The organism is Comamonas endophytica, assembly GCF_023634805.2.
Classification (GTDB): Bacteria; Pseudomonadota; Gammaproteobacteria; order Burkholderiales; family Burkholderiaceae_C; genus Comamonas; species Comamonas endophytica.
In genome coordinates, this window is the sequence record NZ_CP106881.1 from 956,646 (window position 1) to 977,186 (window position 20,541).

At 67.1% G+C, this 20,541-nt stretch carries 19 protein-coding genes; 17 read left to right on the forward strand and 2 right to left on the reverse strand.

The features are described from left to right. The first annotated feature begins 7 nt into the window (after positions 1 to 7). The 11 genes from leuD (at position 8) to accD (ending at position 12,541) form a co-directional block, all read left to right on the forward strand. Positions 8 to 661 carry a 3-isopropylmalate dehydratase small subunit gene (gene leuD / locus M9799_RS04185; RefSeq protein ID WP_231044014.1) on the forward strand — a complete coding sequence of 218 codons (654 nt, stop codon included), beginning with the start codon at positions 8 to 10 and terminating at the stop codon, positions 659 to 661. Positions 662 to 732: 71 nt separating this feature from the next. Continuing rightward, entirely contained in the window at positions 733 to 1,803 is a 1,071-nt protein-coding gene (gene leuB / locus M9799_RS04190; RefSeq protein ID WP_231044013.1) for a 3-isopropylmalate dehydrogenase, read from the forward strand. 208 nt (positions 1,804 to 2,011) lie between these two features. Beyond that, positions 2,012 to 2,617, forward strand: coding sequence for a hypothetical protein (locus M9799_RS04195; protein ID WP_231044012.1), 606 nt, complete (start codon positions 2,012 to 2,014; stop codon positions 2,615 to 2,617). Positions 2,618 to 2,853: 236 nt separating this feature from the next. Beyond that, positions 2,854 to 3,588, forward strand: a complete 735-nt coding sequence (locus M9799_RS04200) for a hypothetical protein (protein ID WP_231044011.1) — start codon at positions 2,854 to 2,856, stop codon at positions 3,586 to 3,588. A gap of 273 nt (positions 3,589 to 3,861) precedes the next feature. Beyond that, the gene (asd, locus tag M9799_RS04205) at positions 3,862 to 4,971 is read left to right on the forward strand and encodes an aspartate-semialdehyde dehydrogenase (RefSeq protein WP_231044010.1); all 1,110 of its coding nucleotides are present in this window, start codon (positions 3,862 to 3,864) and stop codon (positions 4,969 to 4,971) included. 286 nt (positions 4,972 to 5,257) lie between these two features. Then, positions 5,258 to 7,942 carry a motility hub landmark protein FimV gene (locus tag M9799_RS04210; protein ID WP_231044009.1) on the forward strand — a complete coding sequence of 895 codons (2,685 nt, stop codon included), beginning with the start codon at positions 5,258 to 5,260 and terminating at the stop codon, positions 7,940 to 7,942. A gap of 52 nt (positions 7,943 to 7,994) precedes the next feature. Continuing rightward, positions 7,995 to 8,846 (forward strand): tRNA pseudouridine(38-40) synthase TruA, encoded by an 852-nt coding sequence (truA, locus tag M9799_RS04215; protein ID WP_231044008.1) that lies wholly within the window; start codon positions 7,995 to 7,997, stop codon positions 8,844 to 8,846. Beyond that, on the forward strand, positions 8,843 to 9,565 hold the full coding sequence (locus M9799_RS04220; protein WP_231044007.1) for a phosphoribosylanthranilate isomerase: 723 nt from the start codon (positions 8,843 to 8,845) through the stop codon (positions 9,563 to 9,565). Before truA ends, M9799_RS04220 begins: the two co-directional genes overlap by 4 nt. Further along, the gene (gene trpB, locus M9799_RS04225) at positions 9,558 to 10,811 is read left to right on the forward strand and encodes a tryptophan synthase subunit beta (RefSeq protein WP_231044006.1); all 1,254 of its coding nucleotides are present in this window, start codon (positions 9,558 to 9,560) and stop codon (positions 10,809 to 10,811) included. Before M9799_RS04220 ends, trpB begins: the two co-directional genes overlap by 8 nt. After that, positions 10,808 to 11,617 (forward strand): tryptophan synthase subunit alpha, encoded by an 810-nt coding sequence (gene trpA, locus M9799_RS04230; protein WP_231044005.1) that lies wholly within the window; start codon positions 10,808 to 10,810, stop codon positions 11,615 to 11,617. The genes trpB and trpA overlap by 4 nt, the downstream gene beginning before the upstream one ends. A 51-nt stretch (positions 11,618 to 11,668) precedes the next feature. Continuing rightward, on the forward strand, positions 11,669 to 12,541 hold the full coding sequence (gene accD / locus M9799_RS04235; RefSeq protein ID WP_231044004.1) for an acetyl-CoA carboxylase, carboxyltransferase subunit beta: 873 nt from the start codon (positions 11,669 to 11,671) through the stop codon (positions 12,539 to 12,541). Between the two features lie 924 nt (positions 12,542 to 13,465). Here the strand turns inward: accD and M9799_RS04240 are convergent. Next, positions 13,466 to 14,017: a YggT family protein gene (locus tag M9799_RS04240; protein ID WP_231044003.1), complete on the reverse strand. Its 552-nt coding sequence runs from the start codon at positions 14,015 to 14,017 to the stop codon at positions 13,466 to 13,468. Positions 14,018 to 14,105: 88 nt separating this feature from the next. On the opposite strand from M9799_RS04240, the gene M9799_RS04245 reads away from it, so the two are divergent. From M9799_RS04245 to M9799_RS04270, 6 genes are all read left to right on the forward strand, one after another. Next, positions 14,106 to 14,741 (forward strand): LON peptidase substrate-binding domain-containing protein, encoded by a 636-nt coding sequence (locus tag M9799_RS04245; protein WP_231044002.1) that lies wholly within the window; start codon positions 14,106 to 14,108, stop codon positions 14,739 to 14,741. Positions 14,742 to 14,869: 128 nt separating this feature from the next. Continuing rightward, complete coding sequence (gene lysS / locus M9799_RS04250) at positions 14,870 to 16,429, forward strand: lysine--tRNA ligase (RefSeq protein ID WP_231044001.1); 1,560 nt, start codon at positions 14,870 to 14,872, stop codon at positions 16,427 to 16,429. Positions 16,430 to 16,573: 144 nt separating this feature from the next. Further along, positions 16,574 to 17,611, forward strand: a complete 1,038-nt coding sequence (locus M9799_RS04255) for a GGDEF domain-containing response regulator (RefSeq protein WP_231044224.1) — start codon at positions 16,574 to 16,576, stop codon at positions 17,609 to 17,611. 274 nt (positions 17,612 to 17,885) lie between these two features. Beyond that, positions 17,886 to 18,533 carry a mechanosensitive ion channel family protein gene (locus M9799_RS04260; RefSeq protein WP_231044000.1) on the forward strand — a complete coding sequence of 216 codons (648 nt, stop codon included), beginning with the start codon at positions 17,886 to 17,888 and terminating at the stop codon, positions 18,531 to 18,533. 84 nt (positions 18,534 to 18,617) lie between these two features. Continuing rightward, a complete protein-coding gene (locus M9799_RS04265; protein WP_231043999.1) occupies positions 18,618 to 19,064 on the forward strand; it encodes a CesT family type III secretion system chaperone in 447 nt (148 codons plus the stop codon). 5 nt (positions 19,065 to 19,069) lie between these two features. After that, on the forward strand, positions 19,070 to 19,390 hold the full coding sequence (locus M9799_RS04270) for a hypothetical protein (RefSeq protein WP_231043998.1): 321 nt from the start codon (positions 19,070 to 19,072) through the stop codon (positions 19,388 to 19,390). A gap of 42 nt (positions 19,391 to 19,432) precedes the next feature. Here the strand turns inward: M9799_RS04270 and nagZ are convergent, their stop codons facing one another. Beyond that, the gene (gene nagZ / locus M9799_RS04275; protein ID WP_231043997.1) at positions 19,433 to 20,524 is read right to left on the reverse strand and encodes a beta-N-acetylhexosaminidase; all 1,092 of its coding nucleotides are present in this window, start codon (positions 20,522 to 20,524) and stop codon (positions 19,433 to 19,435) included. Between the last annotated feature and the right edge of the window lie 17 nt (positions 20,525 to 20,541).

A 20,541-nucleotide genomic window follows, 5' to 3' on the forward strand; every position in this document is an offset into this window, starting at 1 on the left:
ATCACCCATGCAGAAATTCACCGTGCACCAAGGCCTCGTGGCCCCGATGGACCGCGAGAACGTCGACACCGACGCCATCATCCCCAAGCAGTTCCTCAAGTCGATCAAGAAGACCGGCTTCGGCGTGAACCTGTTCGACGAATGGCGCTATCTCGACCACGGCGAGCCCGGCCAGGACCCGGCCAGCCGCAAGCCCAACCCCGACTTCGTGCTCAACCAGCCGCGCTACCAGGGCGCCTCGATCCTGCTGGCACGCAAGAACTTCGGCTGCGGCTCGAGCCGCGAGCACGCGCCCTGGGCGCTGGACCAGTTCGGCTTCCGCGCCGTCATCGCGCCGAGCTTTGCCGACATCTTCTTCAACAATTGCTTCAAGAACGGCCTGCTGCCGATCGTGCTGCCCGAGGCCGTGGTGGCCGAGCTGTTCGACGAAGTGGCTGCCTTCCCCGGCTACCAGCTGACCATCGACCTCGAGCGCCAGATCATCGTGCGCCCGCAGGGCGCCGAGATCCCGTTCGACGTGATTGCCTTTCGCAAGTACTGCCTGCTCAACGGCTACGATGACATCGGCCTGACGCTGCGCCAGTCGGACAAGATCAAGGCCTTCGAAGCCCAGCGCCTGGCCACCAAGCCCTGGCTGGCCCATACCCTGGTGCAGGGCTGAAGCCCTCCCGGCCGCAGGCACCTCCCGCCGGTGCCTGCGGCTTTCCATTTTTCAATTCACAGGGAATTCCCATGAAAATTGCAGTCTTGGCCGGTGACGGCATCGGCCCGGAAATCGTCGCAGAAGCCGTCAAGGTGCTCAACGCCCTCGACCTCGACTTCGAGATGGAGTCCGCCCCCGTGGGCGGCGCGGCCTATGCGCTCACCGGCCATCCGCTGCCCGAAGCCACGCTGAAGCTGGCGATGGAAGCCGATGCCGTGCTGTTCGGCGCCGTCGGCGACTGGAAGTACGACACGCTGGACCGTCCGCTGCGCCCCGAGCAGGCGATCCTGGGCCTGCGCAAGCACATGGGCCTGTTCGCCAACTTCCGCCCAGCCATCTGCTACAAGGAACTGACCCACGCCTCGAGCCTCAAGCCCGAGCTGGTCGCCGGCCTCGACATCCTGATCATCCGCGAGCTCACGGGCGACATCTACTTCGGCCAGCCGCGCGGCCGCCGCGTGGCCACCGACGGGCATTTCCCCGGCGCCGAGGAAGCCTTCGACACCATGCGCTATTCGCGCCCGGAGATCGAGCGCATCGCGCATGTCGCCTTCCAGGCGGCGCAAAAGCGCAGCAAGCGCGTGACCAGCGTCGACAAGGCCAACGTGCTCGAGACCTTCCAGTTCTGGAAGGACATCGTGACCGAGGTCGGCAAGGAATATCCCGACGTGCAGCTGGACCACATGTATGTCGACAACGCCGCGATGCAGCTGGTCAAGGAACCCAAGCGCTTCGACGTCGTGGTCACGGGCAACATGTTCGGCGACATCCTCTCGGACGAAGCCTCGATGCTCACCGGCTCCATTGGCATGCTGCCCTCGGCCAGCCTGAACTCCAAGGGCCAGGGCCTGTACGAGCCCAGCCACGGCAGCGCGCCCGACATCGCCGGCAAGAACGTCGCCAACCCGCTGGCCACGATCCTGTCGGCCGCGATGATGCTGCGCTTCAGCCTGAACCAGGAAGCCGCGGCCCAGCGCATCGAAGCCGCCGTGCAGGCCGTGCTGGCCCAGGGCCTGCGCACGCCCGACATCTGGAGCGAAGGCACGACGCGCGTCGGCACCGCCGAGATGGGCGATGCGGTGGTGGCCGCACTGGCCTGAATGCAAGGCGGCTGCGGCCGCTGGCAAGAAAAAGGCAGCCTGCGGGCTGCCTTTTTCTCGCGCGCGCCGCCGAGGTTGACGCACGACAGCGGCGGCTGCGTGCTGCCGCGCGCTGTAAGCCGGCAGGCAAAAATAGCACAGCATTTAGAAATTTCGAGAAGCCACGGCTAGCATAAAAATTCCTGTAGCTATCCGTCGAGGTTCTCGCATGCCCCCACTTGACGCATTCCCTGCCCAACAGGATCGGTGCCACGCCGCGGGCCAGCTTGCCAGCGATGTGCCGCAACAGACCGGGACCAACGCGCCGCATTGGTTGCAGGCTTCGGTGCAATGGGTCTCCCAGGCTTTGCGCCAGCAGTGGTCGATCCAGGTGCACGAACTGCACCTGTTCCTCGAAATCCACGCACGCGAGGCCGTGCTGGAGCAGGCGCATTATTACTGCACCGGGCTCGCAGGCTGGGCCACGCGCAGCATTTTCGAGCGCATCGAACATATGCACTTGCCGCCCGGACTCAAGCTGCTCGTCACCACGACCGTCCTGCACCAGACCCAGGTGTTCTGCGGCGCGCTGGTGAACCAGTTGCATGACCAGACCCAAGCGCTGTTCAATGGAATACAGCAAATTCTCCATGGTGAGAAGCCGCTGCCGGCAGCGGCACTGCAGCCAGCGATGGAGAAGTCGGCAACGCAGGCTGTCGCGCTGGAGCCCTCCGGGAAATTGCCCGAGTCTGCGGGCGACGCACCGGCGCAGGCAACGGCCAGCGTGGACCTTGTAGGCAACTGGGACATGAATGCCGGTGCGCCGCTGCTCTGACTCAGCACCCCGCGTGGGGAGCCGCCATCCGTCCACAGTTCCGCTGACCAAACTGCAGCAAAACATCACAAAATAGCTATTCGCTATTGATTTTAAAAATCAATTAATTCAATATGGAGCCAATTTCCTGCAGCCATGCGTGCCTGGCATGAACGAAAGGTGGACGCTTCGGAGGCAAGAAAGCAGCGGGACGAACCTGTGCAGGCGCCCCTTCTTCAACCATTCATGCTATTTTTATGCCCTTCCTCTACAACGGCGCCAACGCCCTCTGGAACACGGCGGCATCGTATTGCCCGTCCGCCGTGAAGTACTGCCAAGACAACAACATCAGTTGGAGCACGATCGGCAACGTCGCCTCGGAACTGGCATCTGTCTTTGCAGGGGGCCCGCTGTCGGCGGTACACCAGAGCGGCAAAGCGACAATGACGGCGGCGGCCAGCGCCGTGGCCAGCGTGGTGCCGGCCTGGACCTTAGGCGCCAAGGACCTCGTCTCGCAGGCTGCACACTCGGCTCTCGCAGCGCCCCATGCCTGGTATTTCGGCGGCGACCCGGCCAAGGGCGGCACCAGCACCACCATGACCCGGGATCTGGCTATGGCAGCAGGCACGCAAGCGCTGCAACTGGGCGGCCAGGCGCTCAAAAGCGTCTGCACGGTGTTCTACATCAAGGCCGCTGAATTCGCCCATGAAGTGACCGCAACCCTCGACCAGTTGGAAAACAGGCTTCTGGGCCCGGACATCTTTCTCGAGGCGGAAGGCGCAGTCTTCACAGTTCCAGCCTTTGGAGCAGGCGAAGACAGCGATCTGCTGGCGGGCAACGGGGTGGCCGCTTATTTTGGCAATCATGGCCATGGAGCGCAGGGCTTCGCGCAGCGCGGGCAGGCGCCGATGGCTGTGCACGACGATTTCGCCATGGAAGGCGCGCCGCCGGTGTGCCTGGCTGGGATCGGCACCGACATGCCTGCCTGCTGAAATCCGTTTACAGGGGGCCGGCGGGTGGGCGCCGGTGCGGACCGGAGGAATCCATTACAATGCTGCGCTATGTTTGCTGCCCACAACCGCTTCCTCCCGACGACTGCTGCCGCCCAGGCAGCCGTGGCTGTGGCAGCCGTGGCTGCGCGCGCAACAACCATTACGACGATCAAAGGCTGACCCAGCCCGGTTCGTCGCGCGCCCTCTCCCGGCCAGACGAGCCGGGCCCCAGTCTGGTCGAACATTGTTTCTTAAACCACAAGGGCGTTGAAAATGAGCAAGTTGGTAGGTTTGGTGGGCTGGCGCGGCATGGTCGGCTCGGTGTTGATGGACCGCATGCAGGCCGAAGGCGATTTCGACCTGATCGAGCCGATTTTCTTCTCCACCTCGAATGCCGGCGGCAAGGCACCCGCCCAGGCCCGCACCCATACCACGCTGCAGGATGCCAACGACATCGCGGCGCTGGCGCAATGCGACATCATCATCACGGCCCAGGGCGGCGACTACACCAAGGCCGTGTTCGGCCCGCTGCGCGCCTCCGGCTGGCAAGGCCACTGGATCGACGCCGCCTCCTCGCTGCGCATGGAAGAAGACGCCGTCATCGTGCTCGACCCGGTCAATGACGACCTGATCCAGTCGCGGCTGGCTGCGGGCGGCAGGAACTGGATCGGCGGCAACTGCACCAACTCCATCCTGCTGATGGGCCTGTCGGGCCTGTTCAAGGCCGGCCTGGTCGAATGGGTCAGCTCCATGACCTACCAGGCGGCCTCAGGCGGCGGCGCCAACCACATGCGCGAACTGCTCAAGGGCATGGGCGTGGTGCACGCTGCCGTGTCCGATGCGCTGGCCACGCCCGCCTCGGCCATTCTCGACATCGACCGCCAGGTGGCACAGACCATCCGCAACGACGTTCCCACCGAGTACTTCGGCGCGCCGCTGGCCGGCGGCCTGATCCCCTGGATCGACGTGCAGCTGCCCAACGGCCAGTCCAAGGAGGAGTGGAAGGGCCAGGCCGAGGTCAACAAGATCCTCGGCACCAGCGCCACCATCCCCGTGGACGGGCTGTGCGTGCGCATCGGCGCGATGCGCTGCCACTCGCTGGCGCTGACGCTCAAGCTCAAGCACGACCTGCCGCTGGCGGAGATCGAGACCCTGATCCAATCGGGCAACCCCTGGGTGAAGTTCGTCGCCAACGACCGCGCGCTCACCGTGAAGGAGCTGACGCCCGCGGCCGTGACCGGCGGCCTCGAGGTGGCCGTGGGCCGTGTGCGCAAGCTGAACATGGGCCCCGAATACCTCTCGGCCTTCGTGATCGGCGACCAGCTGCTGTGGGGCGCTGCCGAGCCCCTGCGACGCATGCTCCGGATCCTTTTGAAGGCTTGAGCTTCGCCCTGGCTGCGCGCCGGGGCTTTGCCCCCACGAGCGCCCGCGGGCCATGAAAGTGGTCCGGCGGGCGTTTTCTCGTTGCCTTGGGACAACATTTGGCACGCCCGCAGGGCCGAGCGCCGTTCCAGGTGTTGGACAATGCGCCTGGTACCTTGGTTGTCGCTGCCAGGCATTGCTGCTAAGGTATTTTCACTTTGACCTGCCTGCTCCGCTGCGGGCACGCTCATCCGAGAACAACTATGCCGCTCGCCCGGGCCGCACAACCATAAAAGTTGACGCCACCATGCATCGTTGGAAACTCTCCGCACTGGCCGCTGCGGCCCTTGTCACTGTCAGCCTGACGGCCACCGACGCCTGGGCCCTGGCGCTCGGCCGGCTCAGCGTCCAGTCGGGGCTCGGCGAGCCCCTGCGCGCGGAAGTGGAACTGCCCCAGATCACGGCCGCCGAGGCCGACACGCTGCAAGCCAGCATCGCCTCGCCCGCTGTCTTTCGCGCGCAGGGCATGGAATACACGGCCGCCGCCGGCCAGTTCAGGCTGCAGCTGCTGCGCCGCCCGGACGGCTCCGCGGTGCTCCAGCTGAGCAGCACGCAACCCGTGACCGAGTCCTTTGTCGACCTGGTGATCAACGCCTCCTGGAGCGCGGGCCAGGTGGTGCGCAGCTATACGCTGCTGCTGGACCCGCCGGCAGGGCGCCAGAGCGCGCCGGCGACCAACCCGCCGCAGATCGGCGCCCCGGCTTCGGCACCCGCGCAACCGCTGGCGGCGGCGCGCAGCGCGCCGCGTCCCGTGCCCGCAGCGGCGCCCCCCAGCGCTCCCCCGGCTCCTGCGCCGTTGACCGAAATCACGGTGCGCGCGGGCTCCACCGCCAGCGAGCTGGCCCAGGCGTACCGCCCGGCCGGCGTGTCGCTGGACCAGATGCTCGTGGCGATGCTGCGCGCCAACCCCCATGCCTTCATCAGCGGCAACGTGAACCGCATGCGCGCTGGCGCCGTGATGGAATTGCCCGACCAGGCGGCGGCCCAGGCCACGTCGATACGCGAGGCGCGCCAGATCGTTGCTGCCCAGAGCCAGGACTTCAACCGCTACCGCCGCCAGCTCGCGGCCGCCGCGCCCGCGGCCGCCGTCACGGCGGCGCAGCGCAGCGCCAGCGGCACTGTCGAGGCCCAGGTCGAGGACCGCAAGCCGACCACGGCCGCGCCAGACAAGCTCACGCTGTCCAAGGGCGCGCTGGCCGACGAGCGCCTGGCGCGCGAAAAGCAGGCCCAGAGCCAGTCCGACCGCCTGGCCGAGCTTTCGCGCAACCTCAACGAACTCCAGAACGTCGCGGGCGCCGCCCCTGCGGCTGCACCGGCACCGGGCGTACCGGCACCGGGCGTACCGGCATCGGGCGCAACGGCACCGGGCGCAACGGCGCCGGGTGCCACACCGGTTGGCCTCCCGGCGGCGGGCGTGCCGGCCACCGAGGCCGCGACCCTCGCAGCGCCTGCAATCCCCGTGGCCGACAGCGCTGCGGCGCCTGAAGCTGCACCCGCGCCAGTGCCCGCCCCGGCCCCTGCGCAACCTGAGCCGGCCGCCGCTCCCGCTGCCCCCGGTTCTGCCGACACCTCGCGCGAGAATCCGGCGCTGCCGCTCGCCGGCGCCGGCCTGCTGGCCCTGCTGCTGGGCTATGCCGGCTACCGCCAATACCGGCGCCGCCGCGCGCAGGATACGGCAACGGATACGGTGCCGCGCGACGCTTCCCCCCGGGATGCGGTTCCGGGCCAGCAGGCCGATACCGCGCAGACGCAGTTCGGCGCCGAGCTGGCCCATTCGCAAGACCAGCTCGACACCGGCGCCGAGACCGATCCGCTGGTCGAGGCCGATGGCTACCTGGCCTATGGCCGCGACCTGCAGGCCGAGGAAGTGCTCAAGGAAGCGCTGCGCACCCAACCCGAGCGCCTGGCCCTGCACCAGAGGCTGGCCGATATCCACGTCAAGCGCCATGACCGCAAGGCCTTCGAGGCAGTGGCACAGACCGTGTTCGCGCTGACGCAGGGCCAAGGCGCCGAGTGGCTGCATCTGGCCGAGCAGGGCCGTGCGCTCGATCCGTCCAACCCCCTGTACAAAGCCCCGGCCGCCGAGGTGCCCGCCGGCCCGGCAGATGAGGTGGCTGTGCCGGAGCGCCTCAATCCCGACGACCGCGCTCTCGTGCAACCCGTGGCGGCGGCGGCCGCGCTGGCGGCCTCGGCAGCGCCCGCTGCCGGCTCCGAACCCGCGCCGGCTCCCAGCCCGGACCTGGATCTGGGGCTGGATCTGCCGACCGACACGCGCGTTGCGCCTTCCACCGACATGGGGCTTGAGCCGATGGAGCCGATGGAGCCCATCGCACCCATGGAGCCGATGAAGCCCATGGAGCCCATGGAGCCCATCGAGCCGGTCTGGAAGCAGCCCGCTGCGGCGGCCCCATTGCCCGAGCTGCCACCGCTGCCCGAGACGCCGGCAGTCCCTGCCGACCTGCCCACGGCGGCCCACCTGGCGCTGCCCGATCTGGAGCTGCGCTCCGACGACGATGAGGACGCGGCTCCCGCCCAGGCGCCCAAGGCGGAACTGCCGGCGTTGGAAGCGCCCGCAGCCGCGCCTGCCCAACCGGAAACGCCACCCCCCGATACGCAACAGCCCGCAGCCCCGGCTCCGGCACCTTCCCCGCAAACACCCACCAAGTCCGCCGCGCCCGCGCCGGCTGAGGCCTTCGACTTCCTGGAATTCGATCTGGGCAATCTCTCGCTGGACCTGGGTGACACCCCGCCCGCGAAGACGCTGAGCCAGGCCGCCGCCGAGGACCCGCTGGCCACCAAGCTGGCGCTGGCCCAGGAGTTTTCCGCCATTGGCGACAACGAGGGCGCGCGCACGCTGATCGAGGAAGTCATCGACGAAGCCGAGGGTGAGCTCAAGGAGCGCGCGCAACGCCTGCTTGCCGAAATCAAGTGATGTCCCTTTCGCAGATTCACGGCTTGCCAGGCGCCCGTGGCAAGGATTTGCCATGCGCATAGCCTTGGGCGTGGGTTACAACGGCCAGCGCTACAACGGCTGGCAGAGCCAGACTTCGGGCAGCACGGTGCAGGACCATCTCGAGGCCGCGCTGGCGCGCTTCGCCACGCAGCCCGTGCCCACGGTCTGCGCCGGCCGCACCGATGCCGGCGTGCACGGCATCATGCAGGTCGCGCACTTCGACACCGAACTGTCGCGCACGCCCTATTCCTGGGTGCGCGGCACCAACACCTTCCTGCCCGCGGACATCGCCGTGCAGTGGGCGCAGCCCGTGCCCGACGACTTCCACGCGCGCTTCAGCGCCACGGCGCGGCGCTATGCCTATGTGCTGCTGCAGTCGCCGGTGCGCCCGAGCGTCGAGGCCGGCCGCGTGGGCTGGGTGTTCCACGAGCTCGACGGCCAGGCGATGCAGGCTGCGGCGCGCCAGCTGCTCGGCGAGCACGACTTCTCCTCCTTCCGCGCCTCGGCCTGCCAGGCGAAGAGCCCGGTCAAGACGCTGAGCCGCCTGGACATCACGCGCCGCGCCGCGCCCACGGGCGACGCGCTCAGCCGGCTGCACGGCCTGGGCCGCCCCGGCGAGCCGCCAATGCAGACCTGCTACTGGCATTTCGAGTTCGAGGGCAATGCCTTCCTGCACCACATGGTGCGCAACATCATGGGCTGCCTGATCGCCATCGGCCAGGGCAAGCAGCCCGTGGACTGGATGCAGGCGGTGCTGGCCGCACGCTCGCGCGATGCTGCGGCACCGACCTTTTCGCCCGACGGGCTGTATTTCCTCGGGCCGGTCTACGATCCGGCCTGGGGCCTGCCGACGCGCGCCGCGGCATTCGACTGGCTGCCATGACGACCCATCTCACCGTTTTGCCGCGCACGCGCATCAAGATCTGCGGCCTCACGCGCGAAGAAGACGTGGACCAGGCCGTGGCCGCGGGCGCCGATGCCGTCGGCTTCGTGCTCTACGCTCCCAGCCCGCGCGCCGTTTCCATCGAGCGCGCGGCCGCGCTGGCGCGGCGGCTGCCGCCCTTCGTCACGCCGGTGCTGCTGTTCGTCAACGAGAGCGCGGCCCAGGTGCAGGCGGCCGTGGCGCGCATTCCCGGCGCCTGCCTGCAGTTCCATGGCGACGAATCGCCGGCGCAGTGCCGCGAGGCCAGCGGGGCGCGGCCCTTCCTGCGCGCCGCGCGGATTCCCCTAGGCGACGCGGCCGCCGGCTTCGACCTCGTAGAATATGCACAGCGTTACTCTCACGCCCAAGCCATACTGCTCGATGCCCATGTGGACGGCTATGGCGGCGGCGGCAAGGCATTCAATTGGTCACTCCTTCCTCCAAGCGTCGACTCTCACCTCGTCTTGTCTGGTGGACTTACGCCTGCAAACGTGAGCGATGGCATCGCGCAGCTGCGACCGCGCTGCAAGACGCTGGCCGTTGATGTCAGCTCCGGCGTCGAGGCCACGGGCCCCGACGGCCAGGCACTCAAGGGCGTCAAGGACGCCGACAAGATCCATCGCTTCGTTGCCGCCGTGCGGGCGGCCGATGCCCAACATGGCAGAAATTCCAATGTTTGAATACCAACACCCCGACGCATCCGGCCATTTCGGCCGCTATGGCGGCAGCTTCGCCAGCGAAACCCTGACCCACGCGCTGACCGAGCTGCGCGAAGCCTACGCACGCTTCCAGCACGACCCCGAGTTCATGGCCGAGTTCGAATCCGAACTCAAGCACTACGTGGGCCGGCCCTCGCCCGTCTACCACGCGGGGCGCATGAGCCGCGAGATGGGCGGCGCGCAGATCTACCTCAAGCGCGAGGACCTCAACCACACCGGCGCGCACAAGATCAACAACGTGATCGGCCAGGCGATGCTCGCCAAGCGCATGGGCAAGAAGCGCATCATCGCCGAGACCGGCGCGGGCCAGCACGGCGTGGCCACGGCCACCATCTGCGCGCGCTACGGCCTTGAATGCATCATCTACATGGGCGCCGAGGACATCCGCCGCCAGAGCCCCAACGTCTACCGCATGAAGCTGCTGGGCGCCACCGTCGTGCCGGTGGAGTCGGGCAGCAAGACCCTCAAGGACGCACTGAACGAAGCCATGCGCGACTGGGTCGCCAATGTCGACAGCACCTTCTACATCATCGGCACGGCCGCGGGCCCGCACCCCTATCCGATGATGGTGCGCGACTTCCAGAGCGTGATTGGCAGCGAGTGCCTGGAGCAGATGCCGGCCTTCCTCGGCGGCGGCCAGCCCGATGCGGTCATTGCCTGCGTGGGCGGCGGCAGCAATGCCATCGGCATCTTCCATCCCTACATTCCCTATGAAAACACGCGCCTGATCGGCGTCGAAGCCGCGGGCCAGGGCCTGGAGACCGGCAAGCATTCGGCCTCGCTGCAGCGCGGCAGCTCCGGCGTGCTGCACGGCAACCGCACCTTCATCCTGCAGAACGAGGATGGCCAGATCATGGAGACGCACAGCATCAGCGCCGGCCTCGACTACCCCGGCGTCGGGCCCGAGCACGCCTGGCTGCAGGAGATCAAGCGCGCGGAGTACGTCGGCATCACCGACACCGAAGCGCTGGAAGCCTTCCACTACCTGTGCCGCGCCGAAGGCATCATTCCGGCGCTCGAATCGAGCCACGCCGTGGCTTATGCCATGAAGCTGGCCAAGCAGATGCGCCCCGATCAGTCGATCCTGGTCAATCTCTCGGGCCGCGGCGACAAGGACATCGGCACCGTGGCCGACCTGTCGGGCGCAGATTTCTACGACCGCCCATCGATGCGCGGTCTGACTGTCAAGGGAGGGCCTGCCGCATGAGCCGCATTGCCGCCACATTTGAAAAACTCCAATCCGAAGGCCGCAAGGCATTGATTCCCTACGTCACGGCCGGTTTCCCCTTTGCCGCGATCACCCCCGCGCTGATGCACGGCATGGTCGAGGCGGGCTCCGACGTGATCGAGCTGGGCATTCCCTTTTCCGACCCCATGGCCGACGGCCCGACGATCCAGAAGGCCGGCGACAAGGCGCTGGCGCTGGGCGTGGGCCTGGTGCAGGTGCTGGCATACGTCAGCGAGTTCCGGCAGAAGAACAGCACCACGCCGGTGGTGCTGATGGGTTACGCCAACCCGGTCGAGCGCTACGACCAGATCCATGGCGAAGGCGCTTTCGTCAATGATGCGGCCAAGGCCGGCGTCGACGGCATGCTGATCGTCGACTACCCGCCCGAGGAATGCGAAGAGTTCGCGGCCGCGCTGCGCGCGCGGAACATGGACCTGATCTTCCTGCTGGCGCCGACCAGCACCGACGAGCGCATCGCCCAGGTGGCGCGCGTGGCCAGCGGCTATGTCTACTATGTCTCGCTCAAGGGCGTGACCGGCTCGGCGGCGCTGGACCCGGCGGCCGTCGGTGCCATGTTGCCGCGCATCCGCAAGCATGTGAACATTCCCGTCGGCGTGGGCTTCGGCATCCGCGATGCACAGACCGCCCAGGCGATCGGCCAGTTCGCCGACGCCGTGGTGATCGGCAGCCGCATCATCGAGATGCTCAACGACCAGCCGCACGAGAAAGTCGTACCGCTGACGATTGACTTCCTGCGCGGCGTGCGTAAGGCACTGGACGCATAATGCACCCCCCGGCCACACCCTTTGGGGGTGTGGCCGCAAAGAGGAACTACTATGTCTTGGCTTGAAAAACTGCTGCCTGCCAAAATCCAGCACACCGATCCGACGGAGCGCCATCAGATCCCCGAGGGCCTGTGGATCAAGTGCCCGTCCTGCGAGACCGTGCTGTACCAGGCCGACCTGGAAAAGAACCAGAACGTCTGCCCGACCTGCGGCCACCACCACCGCATCGGTGCGCGCGCGCGCCTGAACCATTTCCTCGACGCCGAAGGGCGCTATGAGATCGGCCAGGAGGTCGTGCCCGTCGATCCGCTCAAGTTCAAGGACAGCCGCAAGTACCCCGAGCGCCTGAAGGAAGCGCTGGAGAACACCGGCGAGACCGATGCGCTGATCGTGATGGGCGGCGCCGTCAAGAGCATCAATGTGGTCGTGGCCTGCTTCGAGTTCGATTTCATGGGCGGCTCGATGGGCTCGGTGGTCGGCGAGCGCTTCGTGCGCGGCGTCGAGACCGCGATCGAGCAGAAGGTGCCCTTCATCTGCTTCACCGCCACGGGTGGCGCACGCATGCAGGAAGGCCTGCTGAGCCTGATGCAGATGGCCAAGACCAACGCCGCGCTCACGCGCCTGGCGAAGAAGGGCCTGCCCTACATCAGCGTGCTGACCGATCCGACGATGGGTGGCGTGTCGGCGGGCTTTGCCTTCATGGGCGACATCGTCATCGCCGAGCCCAAGGCGCTGATCGGCTTTGCCGGCCCACGCGTGATCGAGACCACGGTGCGCGTGAAGCTGCCGCCAGGGTTCCAGCGGGCGGAGTTCCTGCAGGACAAGGGTGCTGTCGACATGATCGTCGAGCGCCGTCAACTGCGGGATACGGTGGCCAATAGCTTGGCTATGCTGCAGAGGTTGCCGGCGGACGCGGTGTCTTAACTAAGTCAGAACTGAGTTACACCGAAAGCGGTCATTGCAGCGATGCATTGATCGCTTTTTTGTTTGTGCTCTTTGCTTGCAGCATGCCGTTGCCATGGGCAGGAGCCGGGGTTTCGTCCCGGCGGCCGACTCACTTTTCTTGCTCGCACAAGAAAAGTAAGCAAAAGAATCGGCGGGGGCGCCTAGCCCCAACTGCCTGCGACCCTCCGCTTCGCTCCAGGCAACCTGCCGTGCTCGGTTCCGGGCTGCACCGCGGAACTCGCTGCGCGCCTGCGGCGCTCCGCTCGGACAACCGCGGTGACTCAGTTGACGAAGCCTCCGTGTCCTTCGGCACTCCGGCCCAGCCCGGGCCCTGCGCGCGGCAGGCGCGGGCAGATGGGCGGGGCCGGGAGCGGAATAGCTTCTTTGGGCTTTGAAGCCGTGTCGCTATATTGGAGAGTGGCCGTCCATCCTTCGACGGGGCCGCCCAGGCAAGCTCAGGACGAACGGTTTGTTGGATCCGCCAGAGCGCGGTAGATATTAGGTAAATATCTCTCACGTCCCACAGAAGCTATCCCGGTTTCCGGTTTCCGGTTTCCGGTTTCGGACCCCGGTTCCCGCCCTTCTGGCTGCGCCTGCCGCGCGCAGGGCCGGGGCTGGCAGGTGTGCCGAAGGACACACCTGCTTCGTAAACTGACTCACCGCGGTTGTCCGAGCGCAGCGCCGAAGGCGCGTAGTGAGTTCCGCGGTGCAGCCCCGGACCGAGCACGGCAGGTTGCCCGGAGCGTAGCGCAGGGTCGCAGACAGCAGGGCCGCATTTCTTTGCCTCCTTTCTTGTTGCGAGACAAGAAAGGAGGTCGGCTGCCGGGCCGAGACCCGGCCCCTGCCCGCGGCAAAGGCATGACGTAAACACGGCTCCTGGCCTAAACCTGCAGAAAGAGATAGCTACCTCAACACCCCCGCCTGCAAATAAGCCAACACCATCAACGCCACCTGCAGCAACACCAGCAGCACCAGCGGCGACAGATCAATCCCCCCAATGAGAGGAACCACCCGACGCACCGGACGCAGCAAAGGCTCGGCCAAGCGCTCCATGATGGCGGACATGGGCGAATTCGACTGCACCCAGGACAGGATCACATAAACCAGCACGATGCCTACGCAGCCCGTCAGCACCACCCGCGCCGCGCCACACAGCGCCAGCCAGGGCAGCCACAAGGCCTGGGAAGCGCCGGATCCCATCATCAGCCACAGCAGCACATACTGCAGCAGCTGCAGCAGATAGGCGGCGATCGCACTGGACGCATCCCAGCGCCCCGAAGCGGGAACGATGCGCCGCAGCGGCAGCACGATCCAGTCGGTCAGCGCAAACACCAGCCGGCCCACCGGGTTGGAAAAGGGAATGCGCTGGGCCTGCATGTACAGGCGCAGCAGGCACAGGCCGGTGAGCAGGCCCACCGCGACATCGAGCAAGAAGGTGATGATCTGAAAAAGCATGTAGGAATTAAAGCAGCAAAGACAGTCGCCTGAACCTGCAAAGGCGACGGGTAGAACATGGGATGATAGTGGCCACGCCCGCACCGCCATGACATTACCCTTGACCCTCACTTCGCTGCCGCTGTTCCCGCTGGGCAGCGTGCTGTTCCCGGGCGGCCGGCTGCCGCTGCGCGTATTCGAGGTGCGCTATCTGGACATGGTGCGCAAATGCGCGCGTGCCGGCGCGCCCTTTGGCGTGGTGGCGCTGAGCGAGGGGCAGGAGGTGCGCCAGGCGGGCGCGCCGCCGGAGCAATTCCATGCCATCGGTACCCTGGCCACGATTGCCCAGCTGCAGTACCCCCAGACCGGTTTGATGCATCTGCTGTGCGAGGGCACGCAGCGCTTTCGCGTGCAGGAGCGCCGCTGCCTGCCGCATGGCCTGTGGGTGGCCGATGTGGAGCTCATCGGGCAGGACCTGCCGGTGGATGTGCCCGCGGACCTGCAGCCCGCGGCGCAGGCGCTGGCCCAGCTGCTGCAGACCCTGCGCACGCAGCATGCGGACGACCCCGGCCTGGCGCTGCCCGAGACCCTGCACCTGCAGGACTGCGGCTGGGTCGCCAACCGCTGGTGCGAGCTGCTGCCGCTGCCCACGGCGCTGCGCCAGCAGCTGATGGAGCTGGAGAATCCGCTGCTGCGGCTGGAACTCGTGGCGGATGTGCTCGAGCGCACGGGCATTGGTTTCTGAGGCGCAGCGCGCGCCGCACCCAAAGGCCCCACGGCCATTGCGCAGGGATGCGCCCGAAGCCAGCCAAAAAACCTAAAATCAAGGGTTTTGGCCCGTTTCACCAGCGCTTGCCCGCTGGCGCTCCTTTCATGTCTGACAACAACACCACTTCCGCGGTTGACGCCGCCGCCCCGCAGGACGAAAACCAACTGATCGCCGAGCGCCGCGAAAAACTCAAGGCCTTGCGCGAGGCCCAGGCCCAGGGCGGTGGTGTGGCCTTCCCCAATGACTTCCAGCCCACGCACCATGTGGACCGTATCCAGGCGGCGCATGCCGGCCTGGAAGCCGAAGCACTGGAAGCCGCTGCGGTCAGCGTGAGCGTGGGCGGCCGCATGATGCTCAAGCGCGTCATGGGCAAGGCCAGCTTTGCCACCGTGCAGGACGGCTCGCTCGGCGCCACCGGCGGCCGCATCCAGCTCTACATCACGCGCGACGCGATCGGCGAGGAACTGTATGCGCAGTTCAAGCGCTGGGACCTGGGCGACATCATCGGCGCCAGCGGCACGCTGATGAAGACCAAGACCGGCGAGCTGTCGATCAAGGTCACGGCGCTGCGCCTGCTCACCAAGAGCCTGCGCCCGATGCCCGACAAGTTCCACGGCATGGCCGACCAGGAGCAGAAGTACCGCCAGCGCTATGTCGATCTGATGATGGACGAAGACGCGCGCCGGCGCTTCACCGCCCGCTCGCGCGCCATCAGCGGCGTGCGCGAATTCATGGTCGCGCACCAGTTCCTGGAGGTCGAAACGCCGATGCTGCACCCGATCCCGGGCGGCGCCAACGCCAAGCCCTTCGTCACGCACCACAATGCGCTGGACCAGGAGATGTACCTGCGCATCGCGCCTGAGCTCTACCTCAAGCGGCTGATCGTCGGCGGCTTCGAGCGCGTGTTCGAGATCAACCGGAGCTTCCGCAACGAAGGCATCTCGGTGCGCCACAACCCCGAGTTCACGATGATGGAGTTCTATGCGGCGTTCTGGAACTACCGCGACCTGATGGACTTCACCGAGAAGCTGATCCGCGACACCGCGCAGAAGGCCGTCGGCAGCCTGCAGCTGAGCTATGGCGGCAAGCCCGTGGACCTGGCCCAGCCCTTCGAGCGCCTCACCATCCGCGAAGCGATCGTCAAGTACACCGAAGCCGGCGACAACGTCGACCAGCGCGACTGGCTGATTCCCGCGCTGCGCAAGCTGGGCCTGAACGAGGAAAAGGACAAGCTGTCGGGCCGCACGCTGGCCAGCCTGCAGGTGCTGTACTTCGAGGAACTGGTCGAGGAGAAGCTCTGGAACCCCACCTTCATCATGGAGCACCCGACCGAGATCTCGCCGCTGGCACGCGCCAACGACGAGCGCCCCGAGGTGACCGAGCGCTTCGAGCTCTACATCACGGGCCGCGAATTCGGCAACGGCTTCAGCGAGCTCAACGATGCCGAGGACCAGGCCGCGCGCTTCAACGCCCAGGTCGAGGCCAAGGACAGCGGCGATGACGAAGCCATGTTCTACGACCACGACTTCGTGCGCGCGCTCGAGTACGGCATGCCTCCCACGGGCGGCTGCGGCGTGGGCCTGGACCGCCTGATGATGCTGCTGACGGACAGCGCCAGCATCCGCGACGTGATCCTGTTCCCGGCCCTGCGCCGCGAGCATTGAGCCCTGGCGGCAGTCGGGATACCGGGAGCGCGTCGGCCGGCGTTTACACTTGTATCTCCTGCCGCCACCGGGCGCGCAGGCGTGCTTTGCCGGGGAGTCGCTTGGACTCCCGAAGGAACCGAAGTGAACCCGACGCCTCCAGCCATCGAACCCAACGCGGCCCGATTCACCTCGCCCCATGCGGATGCGGCGCCGGGTAACGCACCGTTCTCGGTACTGGTGGTGGAAGACCAGCCCTCCATGCGCGCCTCGCTGGTGCAGGAGCTCAAGCATGCGGGCGTGAGCGAGATCATGGAAGCCGCCGACGGCCAGGTGGCGCTGCAGCTGTTCAAGCTGCGCCGCCCCGACCTGGTGCTGCTGGACATCCGCCTGCCAGGCCTCGACGGCTACGGCGTGGCCCACCAGATGCGCGAATCCGAGGCCGGCGACTGGACCCCGATCATCTTCCTGTCGGGGCTCGACACCGATCTGGACCTGTGGCGCGGCATCGAATCGGGCGGCGACGACTATCTGGTCAAACCCGTCAAGCCGATCGTGCTGGTGGCCAAGCTGCGCGCCATGCGCCGGCTGCTGGACATGCGCCGGCGGCTGGTCTCGATGTCGGCCGAGCTGCATCTGGCCAACCAGCGGCTCAACGAGATGGTCGAGATGGATGCGCTCACGGGCCTGGTCAACCGCCGCGGCTTCGACCGCATCCTGCATGCGGAGATCCTGCTGGCGCGGCGCGACAACAAGCCGCTGACGCTGATGCTCTGCGATCTGGACCACTTCAAGCGCTACAACGACAGCTGCGGCCACGTGAAGGGCGACGAATGTCTGCGCGCAGTGGGCAAGCTGCTGCGCGACGTCTGCATGCGCCCGCGTGACGTGGCTTCGCGCTACGGCGGCGAGGAGTTCGCCATGATCCTGCCCAACACCCCGCGTTCCGGCGCGATGACCTTTGCCCGCGCGCTGGGCAAGATGCTGCGGGTGCGCGCCCTCCCCCACCCCGACTCGCCGCTGGGCAGCGTGCTCACGCTCTCGGGCGGCATCACGACCTGCGTTCCCGACGACAGCACCAACGCCGAAAGCATGGTCATGCGCGCCGATCAGGCGCTGTATGCCGCCAAGGCCCAGGGGCGGGACCGGTTCTTCAGCTTCGAGATGCAGATGGACACGATAGAACAACGAAGCACCCCCTAGGCGGGCCCCCCTAGGCGGGCCCCTCCTGGGCGACTTCGTCGCGGGGCGAGCCTCGCCTCCCCCTCTCATCCTTCGGTGGAGGGGGGCGCCCGGCTGGGGCGGCCCGCGCAGGGACGACACCGTCGCTGCGGGGCGGCCCTTGCTCGGTGCCCACCTTCATTCCGCACGCCTGCTGAATTGATAGTGGACTGCGCGATAACTGTTAGGCTTATTGCTTGACTGACTGGCCGATACTCCAGGACCAGGCCTTTCACATTTCCGACCAATCGAAGCCATGCGTCATCTTTCCATTCACCTGCCCCCGTGGCTCCAGGACTGGCTGGAGCTGCTGGTGCCCGCCCTGCAGATCCTGCTGATCCTGTTTGCCGCCTGGCTGATCAACCTGTTCTTCAAGCGCGTGACCCACCGTGCCGGCACCCACTATGCGCTGCCGCGCGAGCTGATGGTGCCTCTGCAGGGCGTCATCCGCTGGCTGATCATTGCCGCGACGGTGCTGCTGATCCTCGAGCGCCTCGGGGTCTCGGCCACGGTGCTGTGGACCGCCTTCACCGGCTTTGCCACGGTGGGCGCGGTCGCCTTCTTCGCGGCCTGGAGCGTGCTGTCCAACCTGTTCTGCACGCTGCTGATCGTCGTCATCGGCCCCTACCGGCTGGGCGACTACATCGAGCTGATCGACATCGCCGAGAAGACCGGCCCCAAGGGCCGGGTGGTGGACATCAACATGCTCTACACCACGCTTGAGGATGCCTCTCCGGAGCACCGCGAAGGCACGCTGCTGCAGATCCCGAACGCCTTGATCTTCCAGCGCGTGGTGCGCCGCTGGAAAGGCGGCATCCATGCCCGCATGCCCGACAACGCCCCGCCCACGGCCGCCGAAGAGGCTGCGGCGCAGCGGCTGGCCACAGGAAGCAAGCCGCAGTGATGCCGGCCAGGCGAAGATAGTAAAAGTTGGAACTCTGGGAGCGTTCGCGTGACATAGAGTCATCCAACGCAATTGCCAAACTCTATGCGCCAAACCTACGATGCCCTGCTGACATCCCTTGCGGAAGAGATCGGGCTCGATGCGCCATCCTTGCTCAGCACCGAGGAAATACTCATAGACAACCTGCCGATCAGCCTGCAGTTCGAAGGCAACGACGAGCACGGGGATGTGCTGCTGTGCAGCCTGCTCGGCACAGTGCCCGCCCAGCGCTGGGCCGAGGTGGCGCGCACGCTGCTCTGGGCCAACCACGGCGGCACCGGCACCCGCGGCGGCACCCTGGGCGTCGTCCCGGAAGACGACATGGTCACCATGACGATGCGCCGCCCCCTGCAGAGCCTCGATGCCGACAAGCTGGCGGCGCTGCTCGGATGGATGACCGACACCTGCCTGGCGTGGAGGGATTACGTCAGCGGAGAGAGCAGTGCCGAGCCGCCGGAGCTGTTCCAGATGCAGCTGGGCTCCTACGCGTGAACGCCATGAACGACATTTCAGCGCGCATTGCCGCGTCCCCGCTGCCGGTGCCTGTACGTGGCGCGGACAGCACGCAAACCCCGCCTGGCGCAGCCCTCGACAACGCGGCATGCCCGGGCACCGGCCTTCTGAGCGGCCGGCGGATCGCCGTCGGCGACGGCCTGAGCACACAGCGCCTGCGGGGCTCGGGCAACGCCATATTGGCCCAGGCATCGCCGCAGGTCAGGGCCATGCTGCAGGAGATGTCCGAGGGCCCGGCCGGCAACGGCGTTATTGGCCTGAAGCAGCGCCAGCTGGGCCTAGGCAGCGGCAAGGCTGTTGCCTGAGAGCCAGGCTGCCGGGGCCGGGATGGCGCCGCCAGCCCCCTGTCAGGGCAGCCGGTCCAGCGCATTGCGGTAGGCCGGCTGCAGCATCAGCTCGTCCCAGCTCTGCGGCAGCGTCTCGGGCAGCAGCGCCAGGCGGCGCGACTCGCTGTCCACGCTGGGCTGCCAGCGGCCTTGCTCGCGCGCGGACTGCATGCCCTCCAGCCATTCGTCCACGGCCGCTCCGCCATCCAGGCTCTGGTTGCACAGCAGCGCCATGTCGCAGCCCGCGTTCAGCGCCTCGATGGCGGCCTGGGTGAAGTCGAGGGTCTCGCCACCCAGGCGGCGCGCGGCTTCCATGCTCAGGTCGTCGCTGAAGATCGCGCCGTCGAAGCGCAGCCGCGCGCGCAGGATGTCCTGCAGCCACCTGGCGGAAAAGCCCGCGGGGCGCTTGTCGACCCTGGAATAGATCACGTGCGCGGGCATGACGCTGGTGAGCACCGAGGCCAGCCAGGGATAGGGCGCGGCATCGTCGGCGAGGATCGCCTGCAGGCCGCGCTGGTCCACGGGAATGTCGGTGTGCGAGTCGGCCTTGACGAAGCCATGCCCGGGAAAATGCTTGCCGCAATTGGCCATGCCGGCCTGCAGCAGGCCGTGCATCAGGCTCTTCGCCAGCGCCGCGACCACGCGCGCGTCCGCATGGAAGGCGCGGTCGCCGATCACGCCGCTTTCGCCCCAGTCGAGGTCCAGCACCGGCGTGAAGGAGAAATCGACGCCGCAGGCGCGCAGCTCGCTGCCCAGCACATAGCCGGCGGCCGTGGCCGCGTCCATGGCCCGCAGCGCGCCGCTGCCCTCGCGGCGCCTGGCGCCCTCCCCGTCATCCATCCACATGTCGCCAAAGGCACGCATCGGCGGCAGATGGGTGAAGCCGTCGGTGCGAAAGCGCTGCACGCGCCCGCCTTCATGGTCCACGCAGATCAGCAGGTCCTCGCGCACGGACTTGATATCTGCCGTCAGCGCCAGCAGCTGCGCGCGATTCTCCCAGTTGCGCGCAAACAGGATCATGCCGCCGACCAGCGGATGCGCCAGGCGAGCGCGGTCGGCAGGAGTGAGTGCCTTGCCCGCGATATCGATGATGAGGGGTGCGTGCTCGGTCATGTCCGGCCTGTCCTTTC

Excerpts from the sequence above, each read along its gene's own strand:
- M9799_RS04240 (WP_231044003.1), bottom strand. The coding sequence starts at position 14,017 with ATGCTTTTTCAGATCATCACCTTCTTGCTCGATGTCGCGGTGGGCCTG.
- accD (WP_231044004.1), top strand. The coding sequence starts at position 11,669 with ATGTCTTGGCTTGAAAAACTGCTGCCTGCCAAAATCCAGCACACCGAT.
- M9799_RS04220 (WP_231044007.1), top strand. The coding sequence starts at position 8,843 with ATGACGACCCATCTCACCGTTTTGCCGCGCACGCGCATCAAGATCTGC.
- truA (WP_231044008.1), top strand. The coding sequence starts at position 7,995 with ATGCGCATAGCCTTGGGCGTGGGTTACAACGGCCAGCGCTACAACGGC.
- trpA (WP_231044005.1), top strand. The coding sequence starts at position 10,808 with ATGAGCCGCATTGCCGCCACATTTGAAAAACTCCAATCCGAAGGCCGC.
- leuD (WP_231044014.1), top strand. The coding sequence starts at position 8 with ATGCAGAAATTCACCGTGCACCAAGGCCTCGTGGCCCCGATGGACCGC.
- nagZ (WP_231043997.1), bottom strand. The coding sequence starts at position 20,524 with ATGACCGAGCACGCACCCCTCATCATCGATATCGCGGGCAAGGCACTC.
- M9799_RS04260 (WP_231044000.1), top strand. The coding sequence starts at position 17,886 with ATGCGTCATCTTTCCATTCACCTGCCCCCGTGGCTCCAGGACTGGCTG.
- M9799_RS04200 (WP_231044011.1), top strand. The coding sequence starts at position 2,854 with ATGCCCTTCCTCTACAACGGCGCCAACGCCCTCTGGAACACGGCGGCA.
- M9799_RS04210 (WP_231044009.1), top strand. The coding sequence starts at position 5,258 with ATGCATCGTTGGAAACTCTCCGCACTGGCCGCTGCGGCCCTTGTCACT.
- M9799_RS04245 (WP_231044002.1), top strand. The coding sequence starts at position 14,106 with ATGACATTACCCTTGACCCTCACTTCGCTGCCGCTGTTCCCGCTGGGC.
- leuB (WP_231044013.1), top strand. The coding sequence starts at position 733 with ATGAAAATTGCAGTCTTGGCCGGTGACGGCATCGGCCCGGAAATCGTC.
- lysS (WP_231044001.1), top strand. The coding sequence starts at position 14,870 with ATGTCTGACAACAACACCACTTCCGCGGTTGACGCCGCCGCCCCGCAG.
- trpB (WP_231044006.1), top strand. The coding sequence starts at position 9,558 with ATGTTTGAATACCAACACCCCGACGCATCCGGCCATTTCGGCCGCTAT.
- M9799_RS04265 (WP_231043999.1), top strand. The coding sequence starts at position 18,618 with ATGCGCCAAACCTACGATGCCCTGCTGACATCCCTTGCGGAAGAGATC.
- asd (WP_231044010.1), top strand. The coding sequence starts at position 3,862 with ATGAGCAAGTTGGTAGGTTTGGTGGGCTGGCGCGGCATGGTCGGCTCG.
- M9799_RS04195 (WP_231044012.1), top strand. The coding sequence starts at position 2,012 with ATGCCCCCACTTGACGCATTCCCTGCCCAACAGGATCGGTGCCACGCC.
- M9799_RS04270 (WP_231043998.1), top strand. The coding sequence starts at position 19,070 with ATGAACGACATTTCAGCGCGCATTGCCGCGTCCCCGCTGCCGGTGCCT.